This window comes from Marinicella gelatinilytica (assembly GCF_026410405.1).
GTDB lineage: Bacteria > Pseudomonadota > Gammaproteobacteria > Xanthomonadales > Marinicellaceae > Marinicella > Marinicella gelatinilytica.
The window spans coordinates 89406-107757 of record NZ_JAPMLN010000008.1; the positions used below are offsets into that span (position 1 = coordinate 89406).

Annotated in this window: 18 protein-coding genes; 12 read left to right on the forward strand and 6 right to left on the reverse strand. The window is 44.9% G+C overall.

Annotated features, from left to right (window positions below; translation table 11 throughout):
• Positions 1-33 precede the first annotated feature (33 nt).
• The 4 genes from OS173_RS06980 to OS173_RS06995 are packed head-to-tail and all read left to right on the forward strand — an operon-like array spanning position 34 to position 4000.
• A complete protein-coding gene (locus OS173_RS06980) occupies positions 34-1140 on the forward strand; it encodes a glycosyltransferase (RefSeq protein WP_267183554.1) in 1107 nt (368 codons plus the stop codon).
• Positions 1137-2378, forward strand: coding sequence for an O-antigen ligase family protein (locus OS173_RS06985; RefSeq protein ID WP_267183555.1), 1242 nt, complete (start codon positions 1137-1139; stop codon positions 2376-2378). The genes OS173_RS06980 and OS173_RS06985 overlap by 4 nt, the downstream gene beginning before the upstream one ends.
• On the forward strand, positions 2368-3123 hold the full coding sequence (locus OS173_RS06990) for a glycosyltransferase family 2 protein (protein ID WP_188364972.1): 756 nt from the start codon (positions 2368-2370) through the stop codon (positions 3121-3123). The genes OS173_RS06985 and OS173_RS06990 overlap by 11 nt, the downstream gene beginning before the upstream one ends.
• Positions 3098-4000: a lysophospholipid acyltransferase family protein gene (locus OS173_RS06995; protein ID WP_267183556.1), complete on the forward strand. Its 903-nt coding sequence runs from the start codon at positions 3098-3100 to the stop codon at positions 3998-4000. Before OS173_RS06990 ends, OS173_RS06995 begins: the two co-directional genes overlap by 26 nt.
• A 133-nt stretch (positions 4001-4133) precedes the next feature.
• Here OS173_RS06995 and OS173_RS07000 read toward each other — a convergent pair whose 3' ends face one another.
• Complete coding sequence (locus OS173_RS07000; RefSeq protein ID WP_267183557.1) at positions 4134-5096, reverse strand: integron integrase; 963 nt, start codon at positions 5094-5096, stop codon at positions 4134-4136.
• Between the two features lie 197 nt (positions 5097-5293).
• Between OS173_RS07000 and OS173_RS07005 the strand changes: the two genes are divergently transcribed.
• Positions 5294-5812 carry a hypothetical protein gene (locus OS173_RS07005; RefSeq protein WP_267183558.1) on the forward strand — a complete coding sequence of 173 codons (519 nt, stop codon included), beginning with the start codon at positions 5294-5296 and terminating at the stop codon, positions 5810-5812.
• 179 nt (positions 5813-5991) lie between these two features.
• On the opposite strand, the gene OS173_RS07010 is transcribed toward OS173_RS07005, so the two are convergent.
• Positions 5992-7461: a phospholipase D family protein gene (locus OS173_RS07010; RefSeq protein ID WP_267183559.1), complete on the reverse strand. Its 1470-nt coding sequence runs from the start codon at positions 7459-7461 to the stop codon at positions 5992-5994.
• Positions 7462-7642: 181 nt separating this feature from the next.
• Between OS173_RS07010 and OS173_RS07015 the strand changes: the two genes are divergently transcribed.
• Positions 7643-8176, forward strand: coding sequence for a DUF924 family protein (locus tag OS173_RS07015; protein WP_267183560.1), 534 nt, complete (start codon positions 7643-7645; stop codon positions 8174-8176).
• A gap of 391 nt (positions 8177-8567) precedes the next feature.
• On the opposite strand, the gene OS173_RS07020 is transcribed toward OS173_RS07015, so the two are convergent.
• Both OS173_RS07020 and OS173_RS07025 read right to left on the reverse strand, forming a co-directional pair.
• Complete coding sequence (locus OS173_RS07020) at positions 8568-9236, reverse strand: hypothetical protein (protein ID WP_267183561.1); 669 nt, start codon at positions 9234-9236, stop codon at positions 8568-8570.
• An 88-nt stretch (positions 9237-9324) separates the two neighbouring features.
• Positions 9325-10200: a phosphoribosylaminoimidazolesuccinocarboxamide synthase gene (locus tag OS173_RS07025; RefSeq protein ID WP_267183562.1), complete on the reverse strand. Its 876-nt coding sequence runs from the start codon at positions 10198-10200 to the stop codon at positions 9325-9327.
• Positions 10201-10260: 60 nt separating this feature from the next.
• Here OS173_RS07025 and djlA point away from each other — a divergent pair, with 60 nt between their 5' ends.
• From djlA to mazG, 6 genes are all read left to right on the forward strand, one after another.
• Positions 10261-11058, forward strand: a complete 798-nt coding sequence (gene djlA, locus OS173_RS07030; RefSeq protein ID WP_267183563.1) for a co-chaperone DjlA — start codon at positions 10261-10263, stop codon at positions 11056-11058.
• Positions 11059-11141: 83 nt separating this feature from the next.
• Positions 11142-11825: a ribulose-phosphate 3-epimerase gene (rpe, locus tag OS173_RS07035; RefSeq protein ID WP_267183564.1), complete on the forward strand. Its 684-nt coding sequence runs from the start codon at positions 11142-11144 to the stop codon at positions 11823-11825.
• Positions 11826-11836: 11 nt separating this feature from the next.
• A complete protein-coding gene (locus tag OS173_RS07040) occupies positions 11837-12310 on the forward strand; it encodes a hypothetical protein (protein WP_267183565.1) in 474 nt (157 codons plus the stop codon).
• A gap of 5 nt (positions 12311-12315) precedes the next feature.
• Positions 12316-12993, forward strand: coding sequence for a response regulator transcription factor (locus OS173_RS07045; RefSeq protein WP_267183566.1), 678 nt, complete (start codon positions 12316-12318; stop codon positions 12991-12993).
• 3 nt (positions 12994-12996) lie between these two features.
• Entirely contained in the window at positions 12997-14355 is a 1359-nt protein-coding gene (locus tag OS173_RS07050) for an ATP-binding protein (RefSeq protein ID WP_267183567.1), read from the forward strand.
• 15 nt (positions 14356-14370) lie between these two features.
• Complete coding sequence (gene mazG, locus OS173_RS07055) at positions 14371-15153, forward strand: nucleoside triphosphate pyrophosphohydrolase (RefSeq protein ID WP_267183568.1); 783 nt, start codon at positions 14371-14373, stop codon at positions 15151-15153.
• Between the two features lie 65 nt (positions 15154-15218).
• Here mazG and mutT read toward each other — a convergent pair whose 3' ends face one another.
• On the reverse strand, positions 15219-15632 hold the full coding sequence (gene mutT / locus OS173_RS07060) for an 8-oxo-dGTP diphosphatase MutT (protein ID WP_267183569.1): 414 nt from the start codon (positions 15630-15632) through the stop codon (positions 15219-15221).
• Complete coding sequence (gene secA, locus OS173_RS07065) at positions 15611-18346, reverse strand: preprotein translocase subunit SecA (protein ID WP_267183570.1); 2736 nt, start codon at positions 18344-18346, stop codon at positions 15611-15613. Before secA ends, mutT begins: the two co-directional genes overlap by 22 nt.
• Between the last annotated feature and the right edge of the window lie 6 nt (positions 18347-18352).

The following is an 18352-nucleotide window of genomic DNA, read 5'->3' on the forward strand; positions in this document are numbered from 1 at the left end:
GGCGTACCTGCCACATTCGATATAAGGCAGACCATGCAAAGGTCAGCCGCGCTCACTGTTATGCAAATTTTACCGGCACTCAATATGGGTGGTGTTGAGCGCGGTACGGTGGAATTTGCCCGATATTTAAAACAACAAGGGCATCGAGCCATTGTGGTTTCCGGTGGTGGTTATCAGGTGCAAGCGCTGGAGAATACGGGTGTTGAACATATTCAATTGCCGGTAGGCAAAAAATCACCACTGACCTTTCGTTATGTACCAACACTGAGAAAGATTTTCAAACAATACAATGTCGATATTGTTCATGCCCGTTCACGGCTGCCGGCCTGGTTGTGTTATTTTGCATTACGTAAAAAACCACGCCCACCTTATTTTGTCACCACCTTACATGGCTTGCATTCCGTCTCCCGATATTCTTCGGTGATGGCGCGTGGCGATGCGGTGGTTGCTGTTTCTAAAACCGCCGCCGATTATTTGCAGCAGAACTTTAAAAAACATTTAAAAACACAGCCACAAGTTATTTACCGAGGTGTGGATTTTAAAGTCTTCAAATTTGGTTATCAAGCTGACAAACAATGGGTTGCGGCATTGGAAGCCAGGCATCCGGCCTTGAAAAACAGTCAAAAAGTTCTTTTGCCCGGACGTTTGACAGCCGTCAAAGGTTTTGAAAATATCATGCCTTGGTTAGGACAAAGCGGTGCCAATCAATACCTATTGGTGACCGCAGACAGTAACCAAACTGATTACACAAAACGGCTATTCGAGTCTCTAAAACAGGCCGGTTTGTCTGAAAAGGTGATTTGGATTGGTCCGCAACAACGTATGGCGGATTTATACGCCTATGTGGATTTAACCTTGTCCATTAACCGCAAACCGGAAAGTTTTGGTCGTACCGTACTTGAATCTTTAACCGTTGGCACGCCGGTGGTGGGATTGAATCACGGTGGTGTTGGGGAAATTTTAACGGCTTTGTTTCCATCAGGTTTAGTACCGGTTGGTGATGATGATAGGCTGATCAGATGGATCAAAGCCATGCTACTTAAACCTGCGGTTATGGCATCACAAACACAATTCAGCAACCAACAGCAATTCCAGCAAACTGTGGCATTGTATCAACAACTATTGGCACAAAAGTCATGAGCACGATTCGCCGACAACAAATGGCCATGGTGATTTTAATGTCGGCTGTGTGGGCCTTGTTACCCTTTGGTCGATTGTCAGAAATTCCGGTATTGGTATTAGCCGTGACTGGTATTGTGGTGATGCTGAGACACCGGGTTCTTTTAAGTAAACAACCCTGGTTTATCGGATTGACCGTGTTATCAAGCTTATATTTCTTGTTAACCCTGGTCAGCGCCTTAGATTCCTACTGGTTGCAAAAAAGCTTTACTGTAAGCTTTGCCTCATGGCGCTTTTACTTTATGGGCGTGGCGGTGTTGTGGTTGAGCACCATTCAACAAAACCGCCGTGAAACGACCGCTTATTCAGCCAAAGAGCTGAGTGTATTAATCGGCAAAATCATGGCCATTGTTGCATTGTTTTGGTGTTTAGACGCCATTATCCAGGCCCTGTTTGGCTATGATTTATTTGCCCGAAAATCATATCCCGGACGTTTAACCGGCATCTTTGGGGATAATGTAAAACTGGGGCCGGTATTGGCGCTGATGTTACCGATGGTTTTGATTTGGGCACAACAACAAAGCCACTGGATTCGCTGGCTAGCATTTATCGCCATGCTGGTGGCCATATTACTCAGTGGCACCCGTTCAGCGTGGATTATGATGGTTTTTATTTGGTTGTTATTCACCTGGCAACATTTACCGCAAAAACGTTGGCAAACCATGATTAAGGCCACCTTAATGGTATTGGCCATCACCTGGTCAATGGCCATGTTGGTGCCTGATTTTAAACAGCGCATTGATCGCAGCGCGGAAGTCTTTACCGACCATGACAGTGCCTTGGATTATGCTTTGGCAGATCGTTTACCGATTTGGAACAGTGCCTGGCAGATGTATAAAAAGCACCCCATTAATGGAGTCGGGGCGCGGGCTTTTCGAAAAGCCTATCCGGATTTTGCAGCAGAAGATGACCCTTGGGTGGCGCAGGATGGCGTCAGTTTACAAGCCCATCATTGGGTGTTGGAGTTGATGGCCGAAACCGGTACTTTGGGTTTTGTGTTTGGCCTGGCCCTGATTTTCATTTATATTAGTGTGGTGAAGAATAAATTTAAACACCCCACTGTTTGGCCTTATGCCACAGCCTTATTAGCGGCCTTTTTGCCGGTGGTGTCTTTATACTCCTTATTTTCTTCTTTTTGGTCGATTTGTTTGTGGTGGCTGGTGATTGTCAGTTTAATGGGAGTCAGCGGTGAAGACTGAGATTAGTGTGGTGATTACCACTTTTAACGCCGAAAAAACCATTCAAACCTGTTTGGACAGTGTGGTTTGGGCCGATGAAGTGATTGTGCTGGATTCCTACAGTGATGACGGCACTTTAGCGATCATCGCTGAATATCCACAAGTCATGGTAAAACAACAAACCTTTAAAGGTTATGCCCAACAAAAACAGGACGTGATTGATATGGCAAACCATGACTGGGTGTTGTTACTGGATGCCGATGAATGCCTCACCCCCAAAGCCATCAAGAAAATCCAACAATGGCAAACCAAACAACCCAAAGCCGATGCCTATAATATGCCGCGCATTGAATGGGTATTCTGGCACTGGGCCCATCCCTGGGTTAAGCGCAATGAATTTATCCGTTTATTCCGGAAATCCAAAAGCCATATGAGCCCGGATCTGGTGCATGAATCAATACAGGTCGATGGTGTGGTGAAACGTTTATATGCGCCGTTTAAACACTACGGCGAAACTTCGATTCAGGTTAAATTGGAAAAAATTAACCGCTACTCAGAATTGTCGGCGCAACAAAAGTTCGAACGCGGTAAACGTTGTACGCCCATGCGCTTATTCTTTTACCCGATTTTTTACTTCTTCCGCCAATATTTCATCAAGCGGCAAATCTTTAACGGCGTCGCTGGTGTGGTGAATGCCACCTTAAACAGTTATTACGCTTACCTGAAATACGCCAAACTCTATGAGCTTCAACAGCGCAAAGACTGATTTTAATGTGGCGCTGGCAAAATTATTTTGCCGTTTGCCCTTAAGCTGGCAGTTGGCCGGTGGTCGCATGCTTGGTCGCTTATTCTATTGGCTCCCAAACCGCCGGCGCCGCATTGCCGCCATAAATATAGACCTGTGTTTTCCTGATTATAAAGATCCCAAAGCCTTATTGAAAGCTAACCTCATTGCCACCGGTCAAGGCGTCACTGAAATGTTGGCGGCCTTATGGTTTCAGCCCAAGGGCTTATCTGCTGGCACCATGAATCGGTTTACTTTTTCCGGATTTAAACATCTGGAAACAGTGCTACAGCAAGGCAATGGCTGCTTACTGCTTAGTTGCCACACCACTTCCATCGAATGGGGTATTCGTGGCTTGAATAAAAAATTAGCCGATTTGAACTTACCGGTGGGCCATATGCTGGCACGCCAACATAATAACAAAGACTTAGAAGCCCATTTAGAACAAGCCCGGCTGGGATTTGTTGAAAAAGTCATCGATAAAAAAAACATCCGATCTTTATTACAGTCAATCAAGTCAGGCCATCCCGTCTATTACGCCCCGGATCAGAATTTCTCCTACAAAGTCAAATTCGCTCAATTTTTTGGCCGCCCCGCCGCCACCACCACCGGCACCCAAAACCTCGCCCAAAAAGGCGTCAAAGTCGTCCCCTGGTTCTGCTTCCGAACCGGCCCCAGCCAATGGCACATCGAAATTCTCCCCGAAATGAGCAACCTGGGGGATGTGGATGAAGCCGCGGCATCGGCGCAAATCAACCAACTCTTCGAACACCAAATCCAAAAACACCCCGAACAATACCTCTGGGTTCACCGCCGATTTAAGAACCAGCCTGAGGGCTATGAGAATCCGTATAAATAGATGACAGATAACTCGTTCCCAAGCGCCGCGTGGCAATGCATAATCTGCAGTTGTAGGATGGGCTCTGCCCATCACAATGCTAAAGCGAAAAGTATTAATTGGTTTTTGATGGGCGAAGCCCATCCTACTGTGCTTATATGTAATCTAGTGGGCTAAATCGATTCTTTTGACTTAATTCCTTAACCACATGGGTATATATCATGGTTGTCTCCAGATTTTTGTGTCCCAGAAGTTCCTGAATGGTTCTGACGTCGATGCCGGCTTGTAATAAGTGCGTCGCATAGGAATGACGGAGTGTGTGAGCGGTGATTTTCTTATTAATTCCGGACTTGATAACCGCTTTTTTTAGGTTTCTGTTGTAAGTGCTTTCTAACACATGGTGTCTTCTCATTATTCCTGTTTTAGGGTCTTTCGACACGTTATTCATTTGGAATAAATACTGCCATTTAAATTCTTTGTCGGCATTGGGGTATTTGCGTTTTAGTGCATTTGGCAGCTCAACGGTTCCGTGGCCCTTGGATAAGTCTAAATCATGAGCGATTTTATTTTTAGCTATCAATTGATTAAACGGCTCAATTAACCGCTGTGGCATAGGTAATGACCTGTCGTCTAATGATTTACTGTCCCAAATAATAATGCGATTATAGTCAAAATCTAAATCTTTAATGCGCAAATTCATGGCTTCGGATATTCTTAAACCACAACCATAAATTGTCTGGGTGATGAGTTTATAGATGTTGTCCTGAAACTGAACAATTAAGTGTTTGATTTCTTTGCTGCTTAATACGGTGGGTAGATGCACACGTTGTTTGGCTCTGAGGGCATTGATGTTTTTATTTTCAAGAGAAATATCGAGCACTTTATTGTATAAGAATAAGAGGGCGTTGAAGGCCTGGTTTTGTGTTGATGCGGCGACATTTCTGTGGGTGGCTAAATGGGATAGAAATTGTTCAATTTCATTTTTTCCCATGTCCGCAGGGTGTCTTTTATGATGAAATAAAATGTATTGTTTAATCCAATACACATATATTTTAGCGGTTTCATCGCTGTAATGTAGGAATTTAATCTTTACCCGAACCTGGTCAAGCAGTTTCATAATTGCGTTATTATCAAGCTATGAACTGATAATAACGCATTTATGCGTTTTAAACTCGAATATTTAGGAAAAAAACGCATAAATCACACAAAAACTTCTGTTTTATGGTTAAATTCAGCATAAATTAACCCAATCAGCCCATATTTACCCTTCATTTTGATATAGAATGTGTGTTTAATAAGTTGTTAGGCATCGAGATGGGAGCAATTTGGACCTGGCGGAAACCTCCTGTCGGTGTGATGCTCCTCGGGCTGCTGTATGCCGTAGTTGCGATGGGACTTCTGCACAGCCTGATCCCGGAGCTACCTGTTCCGATACCTGATCCAATGCCTGTGGGATATTTCTGCCTTGATTGTGGCGGCTACGACCCTTGGGAATACAAGGCTGCTTGGTATGTTTTAGTCCTCGGCCTCGTGATGTTGATTTCTGCAGTTGGGATCGTTGTCGGTTCCCGCTGGGCTCGCCTCGCTTTGCTTGTGGCCCTGCTCGCCTGGATCGGCTACGGATCGTTCTACGAGACCTATGTCTACATCACGCAGATGGTTGCAGTGGAGAGGCCCAACGAGCTTTCCTCTGCTGCATTCTGGTGGCGAATCGCCGACGACAAATTGCTATGGACGCTATGGGTCGGATTGAATTGTTGGTACCTGTACAGTCTGCGAACGGTCAAGCATTTTGGTGGGCGCCGAATTGAAGCGGAAGCAGGCCATGCCTAACAAGCGAATCGAGTTCGCTCCCTTCGGTCGCCCGACTCGCAAACGGCTGTGCCGTTTGCTCGCGGCTCATTCGCGGCGTTAAAAGGTGGGCAGAGCCCTCCCTACAAGTCTATCTGGGGACGTTTGTTATATCCCAATCATTGGCATTCTATCCTAACTATAAAGTTTTCCTGCAATTTCTAAAACGTCGATAAACCGGTAAATTCCATTAGGCGATAGCGCCAGTAGCGCCAGTGGCTGTCATCGGCGTAGTACTGATAGGGTCGGCTGAAGTTTTGATTGGGGGCGTTGTGCCAGCGTAATTCGAAAAATTCGCTGGCGTCTTGGATGGCTTGGGTATCGGGCGGACCAACCAGCACAACATTGGTCTCAAGGTTTAAGTTATCGAGGTTTCGGCGGGTAAAATTGGCGGAACCCAGCAGTAATTCAGCCGGGCCAATTGCCGGGCGGGTTAGCATTAATTTGCTGTGGCATTGTTCGCCGTGGGTATCGCACCAGCGGATCGGAATCCCGGCTTTGGTTAACGCCAAGGCGACCTGTCGGTTGGGGATGCCGTTTTTCTTTTTGCCAAAAGCATCTTCATTGGGGTCGAGTAACAGGCGCAGGTTTACACCACGTTCGTGGGCGTCAATAAGTGCTTTAATGATGCCACGATGGGACAAGTAAAACATCGCCAGATCAATGCGGTCGCCTTGGCCACTTTTATTTAAAGTCTGAATGACCCGATCACGGATTTTGGCTTCGGTCAGGATTTGAAGGGTTGGCGATGCGGGCGAGGGCGACCTCGTCGTGGTTAAGAAATCTTGGTTTGTTGGCAGGGGTTTTATATCGGTATCGGAAAAATTCAAGACCGCCTGTTCGGTGTCCAGCAAATCGCGGACACTGGGCCCCATAAACTCAAGGGCGATATTGCCATGGGCGCTGCTGGCGTCGTGGGGATTGCCGGAAGTGACTAATCCCACCAAGCCTTGCTCTGAGTCCGCCACCAGAGTCTTGCGGTGATTGGCTTTGAAGTTGACTAGCTTCAGCCAGGTGCGCAAAGTGACTTTGTCCGGTCCCACCGGGTTCTGTAACCAACCGCCATTGCTCGAATTGCCCAGCCACTGGCAGCACAGGCGCCAGACACCGGACCAGAGCGGGTTAGAATCCCGCAAGCGATCCAAATCGGTGATGACCACTTCAACACCGGCTTCACGCAAGGCGTCAAATCGTTCTGATTCCAGACCGCCGTATAATTGATTAATTGGATCGGTTATTAGGACGATACGCAGATTGGTGACTTGGGCTTTGCGTTCAATCAGGGCCGCAGTCAGCTCGGCAGACAGTGGCCGTAGATTATCGTCCATCTTGGTCGCCTCTGAATCCCCGGCAAAGTCATTGTATAAAAACATATCCAACACAATCAGTCGCTCGGCCTGGCTTATCAATTCGAAAATCCGGTTAAAAATGCGCTGATCCGTCTGTCGCACATCGTTCTTATCGATCCAGGTGTAGTCGGCCAGAAAACGCACGTTCTGAACCGGTAAGGCCGGCGTTGCCACGCTGATGCCCGGTGGCAGCGGTTTATAGCTGTGATAGATACCCAGGCTAATCCAGATCAGGAAAAAAACCAGCAGTAGCCAGCGAATAATGGACTTAAATTTTTTCATCAAGTTATTGTAACTGAAATTTCAAAATCATGATTAAGAGAAAAGGAAGAAAATGGATGACACAGATGGTTTTAAGCGGTGCCATGAAAATCACCGGTTATGGCCTGTGCTAAAATAAAAATTTAAGTCATTCGATTATGCTATTCAGCAGGGGGCTGTTAATAATATTTATGAATCAATCGTGTTAGAAGAAATACTCAAATTTTGGTTTGAGGACATCGATGCAGATCAGTGGCGGCGTTTTGATTCGGCCTTTGACGAATTACTGAAGGAACGCTTTTTGCCTGTCTTGCAGCAAGCCGCTGCAAGTGAGTTGTTTACCTGGCGTGATACAGTTAAAGGTCGTCTGGCCGAGATTATTGTCTTGGATCAGTTTTCACGGAATATTTATCGCGACACACCCCTGGCTTTTGCTCAAGATGGTATGGCGCTGGTGTTGACGCAAGAAGCCATCACTGCCGGTGCTCTATCCGAACTGAATGAAATGGAGCGCAATTTCTTTTTGATGCCTTTTATTCACAGTGAGTCCCGGGTGATTCATGCCCAGGCGGAAGCATTGTTCAAACAATATGCACCGGCTCGTTATGAAGCTGAATTAAAGCACAAGGTGATTATAGATCGATTTGGTCGCTATCCCCATCGAAATAAGATATTGGGACGTGTTTCTACGCAAGAAGAAATTGAATTTCTGAAATTACCAGGATCCGGTTTTTGATTCCTTTAGTTGAATAAAATGGCTGCCATTAGCACTAATAAGCAGTTTTTTATGAATCAAGTGTTCCGGGTCTGGGTGACGCTTTCATAAAGTAATTTGAAGCGCTTGCCGACTTAATAGGAGAATCACCAAAAACATGGCGAATTGAGTTGCAACCCAATATTCGTATTGCACCTCTTCGCAGATTTCCGCTGTCTATTGTATATCGAGAACAGACACATGGGTTTCAGATTTTGGCGGTTGTGCATAACCGGCGTCGTCCGCAGTATTGGCTTGGACGGATTTAATAATTGGTAAGATTTTAGTTTATTTTTCAAATATTTATTTTGGGTTTAAACTTAATTACGGTTACTGAAAAGGTACGCAATAAATTTACGCATTTCTACCAGTCTCACTTCCAACTACAAACCACGATGACGGCCAGTGCGCAACTGATTTTGGTGCCGTATTTTGTGGTGAAGGTTTTTTGCAGGATAACGGCGTCAAAAAAACGCTCGATATCACCGCGGTAGCCCTCAGAATAAAAATTCATCTCCGTGGCTAATGGTGTTATGGTTTGATAGGGAATATCCGCGTACGGATCGTGAACTTCGTAGGCTTGGGGTTGATAGGTATTGGGTCGGGCGGCTTTAAATTCATCCGTGATTTGGATGTCGGTGTAGGACTTGGCTTGGTTCAGGATTTGACCGGTGCTGATGCGGGGTGTGACTTGTTTGGCCTGTTTGTCGGGTTCAGTCATGATTGGTTTAACCTGTGGTAATGGTTCGACGATTTGTTGGGCTTGTTCGATGCCAGGCTTCGGTTGAGGTTCTGGAATTGCTTGGGGTTTGATGTCAGCGTCAGTTTTGGGTTTAGGTGGGACAATGGTTTTTTGTGGTGCTGATTCAAATTTTACTTGTTGTAAGTCAATCTGCAGAGTATGGTGCTTGTTGTTGGGCGTGCGGATGGGTTCCAGCCACAAAAACAGGCAGATAAATACCAACAAAGGCAGCCACACATGTGGTAACCAATGTTTGAGGGAATAAGAGTTGTGCCAGTTTGGGTCGGATGGATAGTACAAGTCAAGATTATTTTTCAACAAACGATATTATAGTTCAGGCAGGTTAAAAGACTGTAAAGTTGATTCAATATTAACAGGACATTGTGACTTATTCGGTTTTGTTGAAATCGATGCCGGTAATTCGGCGATAAGCTTCGTGATATTTCTCTGCCGTTTTATTAATAATGCCTGTCGGTAAATTGGGGCCCGGCGGGGTTTTATCCCATTGAACGGTTTCTAAATAATCGCGCACAAATTGTTTATCAAAGCTCGCGGGACTGGTGCCGATCTGATAATGGGATTTGTCCCAAAAGCGTGATGAGTCCGGGGTGAATACTTCATCCATCAGATGCAATTCGCCGTCATCATCAAGTCCAAATTCAAATTTGGTGTCAGCAATAATCAAGCCGTTTTTGTGGGCGTGTTGCTGGGCTTTTTTATAAAGCTGTAAAGACACGTCTCGCACCTGTTCGGCCCGTTGTTGACCAATTAAATCAACCAGTTGGGTAAATGAAATGTTTTCATCATGACCACCGACGGCGGCTTTCGATGATGGTGTAAAAATCGCTTCAGGGAGTTGTTCGGCCTGTTGTAAACCTTTGGGCAAGTCGATGCCGCAGATTTGACCGGTTTTTTGATAGTCTTTCCAGCCGGAACCAATAATATAACCGCGAACAATGGCTTCGCATGGCAAGGGTTTTAGTTTCTTAACGACCACCGACCGCATTTGCAAATCCTTATTGGCACCGACAATGACTTCTTTCACTGGAATATGGGTGAGGTGATTCTTTATAATGGGCGCCAGCATTTGAAACCAAAAGTTGGATAATTGTGTCAGAATAGCGCCTTTATGAGGAATCGCATCCGGCAACACCACATCAAAGGCACTGAGCCGGTCGCTGGCGACCATGAGCAGATGTCTGTCATCAATTTGGTAAACGTCGCGGACTTTGCCTTGGTGTATTTTGGGTAGAGAAATGTCCATGAAAAACAGCAAAAAAGACCATTTTAACCAGCAAATTTTAAACACGCAAACTAAATAACTATGGGTATTATTATTGGCGGCCTAATCGGCTACAGAATGGGCGGCTTTATCGGCATGTTATTGGGTGCCTGGTTGGGTCATCAAATCACTCAATTTATCAGTGGTGGCGGTTCACCCAAAAAGCAAAGAACGGCGACGCAACACAGCTTTTTTAAAGCCCTGTTTGTGAGCATGGGCAAACTCGCAAAGCTCGATGGTGTGGTTTCTAAGCAAGAAATTGATCGTGCTGAAATCATCATGAATAAGATGAAGCTGACCCCTGAGCTCAGACAGCAGGCCATTCATTATTTTAATCAAGGTAAAGAATCCAATTACAGCATTGATCGTGATTTAACAGAATTTCGTCAAAAATCGCGGGGTTCCTTATCGCTAAAACAATTTTTCTTGGAAATGCTCATTGATATGGCTTCTGTGGATGGACAAATTGATCACGCTGAGCAGCACTTAATTGAACAAATATGCCAATTGATTGGTTATCCTCTGGCGATGTTACAAGCCATGTTAAAGATGCGTGGTTCGAATTATTATCAAAACCAAGGCCAACAACAAGGACAACGGCGTTCTCGCAGTCAACCCCGTGCTTCAGCCGCTTCGAGCAATCCATATCAGGTGTTGGGTGTTGACAAATCTGCCGACAAACAAGAAATCCGGCGAGCTTATAAAAAGTTAATGAGCCAGCATCATCCTGATAAATTGGTGTCCAAAGGCTTGCCGCCGGAAATGATGAAAGTGGCCGAAGAAAAGGCCAAAAGTATTCAATTGGCATGGGAGCAGGTTAAAGAATTACGGGGTTGGTAAGCATCTATTTAAGGCTTTGATAAGGTTTGACATTAGGCAACGGTGATGCCAAACTAATTGCTTTAAAATTCACTCGTTTGGGTATGAAACAACCGATTATTGCACCATCAATTTTATCTGCCGATTTTGCCCGGTTGGGGGCTGAAACTGAAGCTGTCTTAAGCGCTGGTGCCGATTGGGTGCACTTTGATGTCATGGACAATCATTATGTACCTAATTTAACCATTGGACCGTTGGTGCTAAAGGCCTTACGCAATTATGGTGTCACTGCACCCATTGATGTGCATCTTATGGTGAAGCCGGTGGATCGCATTATTGGTGATTTTATTGAGGCTGGCGCCAGTATTATTTCCTTTCACCCCGAGGCCAGTGAGCATGTTGATCGCACCATTCAGATTATTAAAGACGGAGGTTGTCAGGCAGGATTGGTACTCAATCCGGCGACACCCGTTAATTGGTTGAGTCATGTGATTGGACAATTAGATTTGGTGCTGCTAATGAGTGTCAATCCCGGTTTTGGTGGTCAATCTTTTATTCCTGAAACCTTAAATAAACTGAAATTAGTGCGTGAGCTGATTGATAACAGTGGTCGTGATATCCGGTTAGAGGTGGATGGTGGTGTTAAAGTCGATAACATCGGTGAAATTGCGGCAGCCGGTGCCGATGCTTTTGTGGCCGGATCGGCCATTTTTAACAGCGATGATTACGAAACAACAATAACTGAGATGCGGCGACAAATTCAGCATCAATTCAGTCAGCTTACATAGAATAGATAACCATGAAGCCACTAAGTTTACTTGTTATTTTATTTGCCCTGATGTTCACGGGATCAGTAGCGCATGCCAACAATTTAAATGACGTTGTTAAAGAAGCGCGCAAACAAGGCCAGGTATTATCTGCAAAAACTCGGCAGGGCATGCACGAGGTTCGGGTGGTAACACCACAAGGCAGTGTTAAAACCATCCGTAAACCGGTCAGCCAGAATAATCAACACCAACCACAGCCAACAACGCGACCTAACCCATATCAACAACCCACACAAACCTTAAGGCAGCCGTCACAAAGATTTGACAATAACCGTGAATATCGAAACTCAAGACAACCTGAGTTTCGTACTTTCCAGCGGCATCCATCACAATCAGTTAGACCGTCACAATCAACCAGGCCCTTAAGAAACCATCGGCCCACGTCACCACCACAACCACGTCGTCAGTCCTCACCGAGACGCTCTGATGACCGTGATCCGGATTAATTATTATGCGTGTATTATTGATAGAAGATGATGACAACTTACGATCCGTTTTATTAAAACGATTTGATGAAGTGGGTTATGTGGTGGATGAAGCCGATAATGGTGAAGATGGCCTGTTTAAAGGTCGTGAATATCCCGCTGATGTGGCGGTTATTGATTTAGGCTTGCCGCGTATTTCCGGCATGGAAGTGATTCGCACTTTGCGTGAAGAGGGCATCGATTTTCCCATCATTGTGCTCACCGCGCGTGGCTCCTGGCAGGATAAAGTCATGGGACTGGATGCCGGTGCCGATGATTATCTGGTAAAGCCGTTTCATTTTCCTGAATTATTGGCACGTATAAATGCCTTAGTGAGACGCTCAAGCGGAAATGCCACACCTGAAATTACCTGCGGTGAATTGGTGATTAACACCAGTCATCAGGATGTTAAATTAAAGGATGAATTGTTAACATTGACTTCTTATGAGTACAAGGTATTGGAATATCTGATGCTGCACCAGGACGAAGTGGTGTCCAAAACCACGTTGACTGAGCATATTTATCATCAGGATTATGATCGAGACAGTAATGTCATCGAAGTTTTTGTCGGGCGCTTGCGCAAAAAAATTGCAGAAGTTGATCCGGACACCACCTACATTGAAACTTTACGCGGACGCGGCTATCGGCTGAGAAATAGAGATTAGAGCGTGTTTGGCTTAGGACAGCGAACAGCATTAAAAACCCGGGTCCTGCTATCGTCCAGTTTAGCCCTGATACTGGCGTTAAGTTTAATGGGCGTGATTATGCATCAAGCCTTCAAAGAAAAAACTTTGCAGCTGGTTGAGGAGCGCTTAGAAGGTTATTTATACGCATTGATTGCATACATTGAGTACGACGAAAATCAATTGGTGATGCCTGATAATTACCCGACACCACGCATGGAACAACCGGCTTCGGGGATTTATGGGCAAATTTTAATCCGTGATTTTTTATGGCAAACACCTTCCATTTTGGGTCAGGACATTCCTGACATTGAGCCTTTATCAACCAATCAGCGGGTATTCAATACCCGGCAGGAATTTGCTGGCGTACCTTATTTTTACCTGAGCCAGGGAGTGGCCATCGAAACCGATGATGAAGTCATTCATGCCACCATTGCCGTGTCTGAAAATGCCGGTGAGTTTTATGATGAATTGGCGGCTTTTAGAGAAAGTTTATTAACCTGGATTGTGGTTATCAGTGGTGGTTTGTTGGTGGTGCAGTGGGTGATTATGTTCTGGGCCACGCGACCATTGAAGCGACTGATGTATGATTTAAGTCAGCTGGAACAGGGCGCTGATTCAATCTTCTCTGAAGATTATCCGCTGGAATTGCGAGGATTGACCGCCAGTTTGAATCGTTTGATTGAAAATGAGCGTAATTCATTACAGCGACAACGGCGGACATTGGGCGATTTGGCACATTCTTTAAAAACACCCTTGGCCATAATTCACTCAGAATTGGATAATCAGCCGGTGGATAAAGTCATCATTAAACAGCAAATTATCCAAATGGATGAGATTGTTGCTTATCAATTAAAACGGGCTGCAGTGGCCGGTCACAGAACATTCGTACAAGGTATTCCTGTGATTGATGTGGTTGATAAAATTATCGATTCCTTGCAAAAAGTTCATCGCCATAAAAATGTTGAAGTCAAAACAACAGTGGCACCCGGCGCCGAATTCTTTGGTGAACAAGGCGATTTGATGGAGTTGCTCGGTAATTTATTAGAAAATGCCTTTAAATGGTGTGATTTGCACATTCATATTACCATTAAGACCCTGATAAAAACCGGGCGACAGCGCACCGGATTAATTATTGAAATTGGTGATGACGGACCGGGTATCGCACAACATAAACGTGAAACTTTATTAAAACGCGGTGTACGTGGTGATGAAAAAGTCACCGGTCACGGCATTGGCTTGTCGATTGTCACAGATATTGTGGAATCTTATCAGGGTGAGTTAAGTATTGAACGTGACCCTGAGTTGCACGGTGCACTTTTTAAGATTATTCTGCCACCATAACTTGTAGAGAACAACATGGATAACAACATTGATGATTTATTAACTGTTATGGCGCGTCTGCGAGATCCGCAACACGGCTGCCCCTGGGATCTGGCGCAGGATTTTAACAGCATTGCACCCTACACTGTTGAAGAGGCGTATGAAGTCGCTGATGCCATTGCCGAGCAAGATTGGGTGGGTTTAAAAGAAGAGCTGGGTGATTTACTATTTCAGGTTGTATTTCATGCCCGGATGGCCGAAGAACAAGGCTTATTTTCATTCTCAGATGTGGTTAATGGTTTGTGTCAAAAAATGATTGACCGCCACCCCCATGTGTTTGATGAAACCCAGACGGTTATTCGTGATGCCAAACAGCAAACCGAAGCTTGGGAGAAACAAAAAAACCAACACAAAGACAGTGTCTTTGATGGTATTGCGAAAACATTTCCGGAACTGCTAAAAGCCATGAAAATGCACAAAGCCGCCGCCACCATTGGTTTTGATTGGCCGGATATTGTGCCGGTGTTTGATAAGCTGGATGAAGAAAAGCAGGAGCTCATTGAGGCGTTACAAAGTGGTGATCAACATGACATAGAAGGTGAAGTGGGTGATTTGTTGATGGTGTGTACCAGTTTGGCGCGTCACGCTAAAGTGGATCCAGAAATGGCGATGCGCAAAGCCAATCAGCGTTTTGATGCACGATTTCGCATTGTCGAGCAATTAGCAAAACAAGAACAGCCCGGTCAAGATAGCTATGATTTAGACTATTTAGATAGCCTCTGGTTACGGGCGAAACAGCAGTTGGGTCAGGCCGATTAAATTCAAAAACAGTATTTATTTGATTGCAATAACAGCCGCAACAGCTTGCGGGTGTCTCATTGCTTTTAGAGTTGGTGTTGCATCAAGGCTTCCACAATACCTTGATTAGCCGGTGGCAGTTGTTGTTTGGATAAGTCTTCTACGGCACACCATTGCGTGGCTTGTTGTTCATTGCTGTGTACCTGTGGTTGTTCAGCGTGTTCTTTAAAAATATGCAAACGCACGGCAAAGTCAGGGTATTGATAATCAATTTGCTGCCAAGCGCGAGCTTCATTTGGTTGATAAGCCAGTTCTTCCTGGATCTCGCGGATTAAAGCCTGTTCAGGTGATTCTCCGGATTCAATTTTACCACCCGGAAATTCCCAATAATCGGGGAGGTGGACGTCAGATCGGCGTTGCGTGAGTAGCACGCGGTTTTGGTGATTAATCAGCACCAAAACCGCGACTTCAATGTGTTTTAGTTCAGTTGGCCGTGGCATTTCTTGTATTTTTTACCCGAACCGCATGGGCAGGGGTCATTACGACCCACTTTATCGCCTTCTCGAACAAAGGTTTCAACACTGTTATCCGGTGGCGCTTGCTGCTGTCCGGCGCTTTGGTGTTGATAGGTAACGTTTTTATTTTCTTTGTGTTCCATGGCTTCGACATCTTCATCCTGACGAACTTTAACCCGAGAAATAATACGGATGGTTTCGTATTTGATGCGATCCAACAAATCTTTGAACATTTCAAAAGATTCGCGTTTGTATTCTTGTAACGGTTGTTTTTGCGCATGACTTCGCAAGTTGACGCCATGACGCAAATGGTCCATTTGTGCCAAGTGTTCCTTCCACTGTTGATCCAAGGTATTGAGGTAAGCCGCTTTTTCAAACTGGCGCATGACCTCGTTCCCGGTTAATGCTTCTTTTTCTTTGAAAAAGCGTTCAATGTGGTTAAGAATTTTATCGGTCAAGCCATCGTCGTTCAGGTCTTCGTCACGTTCTAAGATACGCACAATGTTAATGTCAATACCAAACTCCTTAGACAAAACACGTTCCAAGGAACTGATCTGCCATTGTTCTTCAACACTTTCCAAAGGCACATACTGACGAATAACATTATCAAAAACTTCTTCGCGGATATCAGCAATGTAGTCGCCGATGTCCTCAGACTCTAAAAGATCAGCCCGCTGTTGATAAACAACTAATCGCTGATCATTGGCGACATCATCAAACTCAAGTAAGTTTTTACGGATATCAAAGTTATGAGATTCAACTTTGCGTTGTGCATTTTCGATGATACGGGTAATCCATTTGTGTTCAATGTATTCATCTTCCTTCATGCCAAATCGTTTCATGTTGTCCATCATGCGAGATTGACCAAAGACGCGCATCAGATTGTCTTCTAAGGAAATATAAAACCGTGAAGAACCGGGATCACCTTGACGACCGGCACGACCACGTAACTGGTTATCAATTCGACGAGATTCATGGCGTTCGGTACCAATAATTCTCAAGCCTCCGTTATCTAAGACTTGTTGATGACGTTTTTTCCATTCTTCTTTAATCTTTTGAACTTGCTCTTCGGTTAGATTCTTATGGGATTCCAGTTCCATGGATAAGTTACCGCCAAGCACAATGTCGGTACCACGACCGGCCATATTTGTGGCAATGGTGACGGCACCGGGGAGACCAGCTTCTGCCACCACGTAAGCTTCGCGCTCATGTTGTTTGGCATTAAGAACATTGTGTTTGATTTTTTGTGCAGTTAACTCTCTGGATATATGTTCAGACACTTCAATAGAAGCGGTACCTACCAACACCGGTTGGCCGCGTTCATGACAATCTTTGATGTCCTCGATAATGGCGTCATATTTGGCTTTTTGGCTGAAATAGACCAAATCACCTTGATCATCACGAATCATTGGTTTGTGGGTTGGAATGACAACCACTTCTAAATTGTAAATACTTTGGAACTCATAGGCTTCAGTATCAGCTGTACCGGTCATGCCCGATAACTTAGGATACAGACGGAAATAGTTCTGGAAAGTAATGGACGCCAATGTCTGGTTTTCTTTTTGAATCGGCACATTTTCTTTGGCTTCAACCGCCTGGTGCAAACCATCTGACCAGCGACGGCCTTCCATGGTACGACCGGTAAACTCGTCGACAATTACGATTTCACCGTCTTTAACAATATAGTCCACATCTTTTTCAAATAGATGATGGGCTTTTAAAGCGGCAGAAACATGGTGCATCAGACTGATATGCTGTGAGTCGTACAAGGAATCTTCTTCCTTCATTAAGCCATGTTTTTTCAATAAGTCCTCGGTATTTTGCATACCTTGTTCAGTGAGGAATATTTGTTTTGATTTTTCGTCCACAGAAAAATCACCATCAGGTTCAGGCAGTGCTTGTTTGGCGAGCATGGCTTTGGTGACTTCCTTGGGATCCGGTTCCTTGGTGGCGCGTTGCAATTGTGGTACCAGTTTATTGATGCGGTTATAGACATCCGGTGATTCATCCACTTGACCGGAAATAATCAGCGGTGTTCGTGCTTCATCAATTAAGATAGAGTCAACTTCGTCAATAATGGCATAAAAAGGTTCGCGTTGAACTTTTGCGTCTAAACTAAAAGCCATGTTGTCACGTAAGTAATCAAAACCAAGCTCATTATTGGTGGCATAAGTAATATCCGCTTCATAAGCAGCCCGTTTTTGCTCATGGGATAAAGACGGAATCACCACACCGACAGACATGCCTAAGAAATTGTACAAAGGTTCCATCCATTCGGCATCACGTTGTGCCAAATAATCATTCACTGTAACCACATGCACGCCTTGACCGGCTAAGGCATTCAAATAAGCAGCCAGGGTACACATCAGTGTTTTACCTTCACCGGTACGCATTTCACTGATTTTGCCACGGTGAAGCACGATACCACCAATTAATTGTACATGGTAATGGCGCATTTCTAAGGTTCTAACAGCCGCTTCTCTGACTAGGGCAAAGGCTTCGGGTAAGATGTCATCCAGTGATTCGCCATCAGCAATACGTTGTTTAAATTCCGCAGTTTTTTCCTTGAACTGTTCATCGGAAAGTTCTTGCATTTTTGGTTCCAACAATTCAATTTGATCTGCTTCTTTGTCAAGCTGACGGATGTAGCGATCATTGCGACTGCCGAATACTTTGGTAAATAGTGAGTTTAAAGCCATAATAAT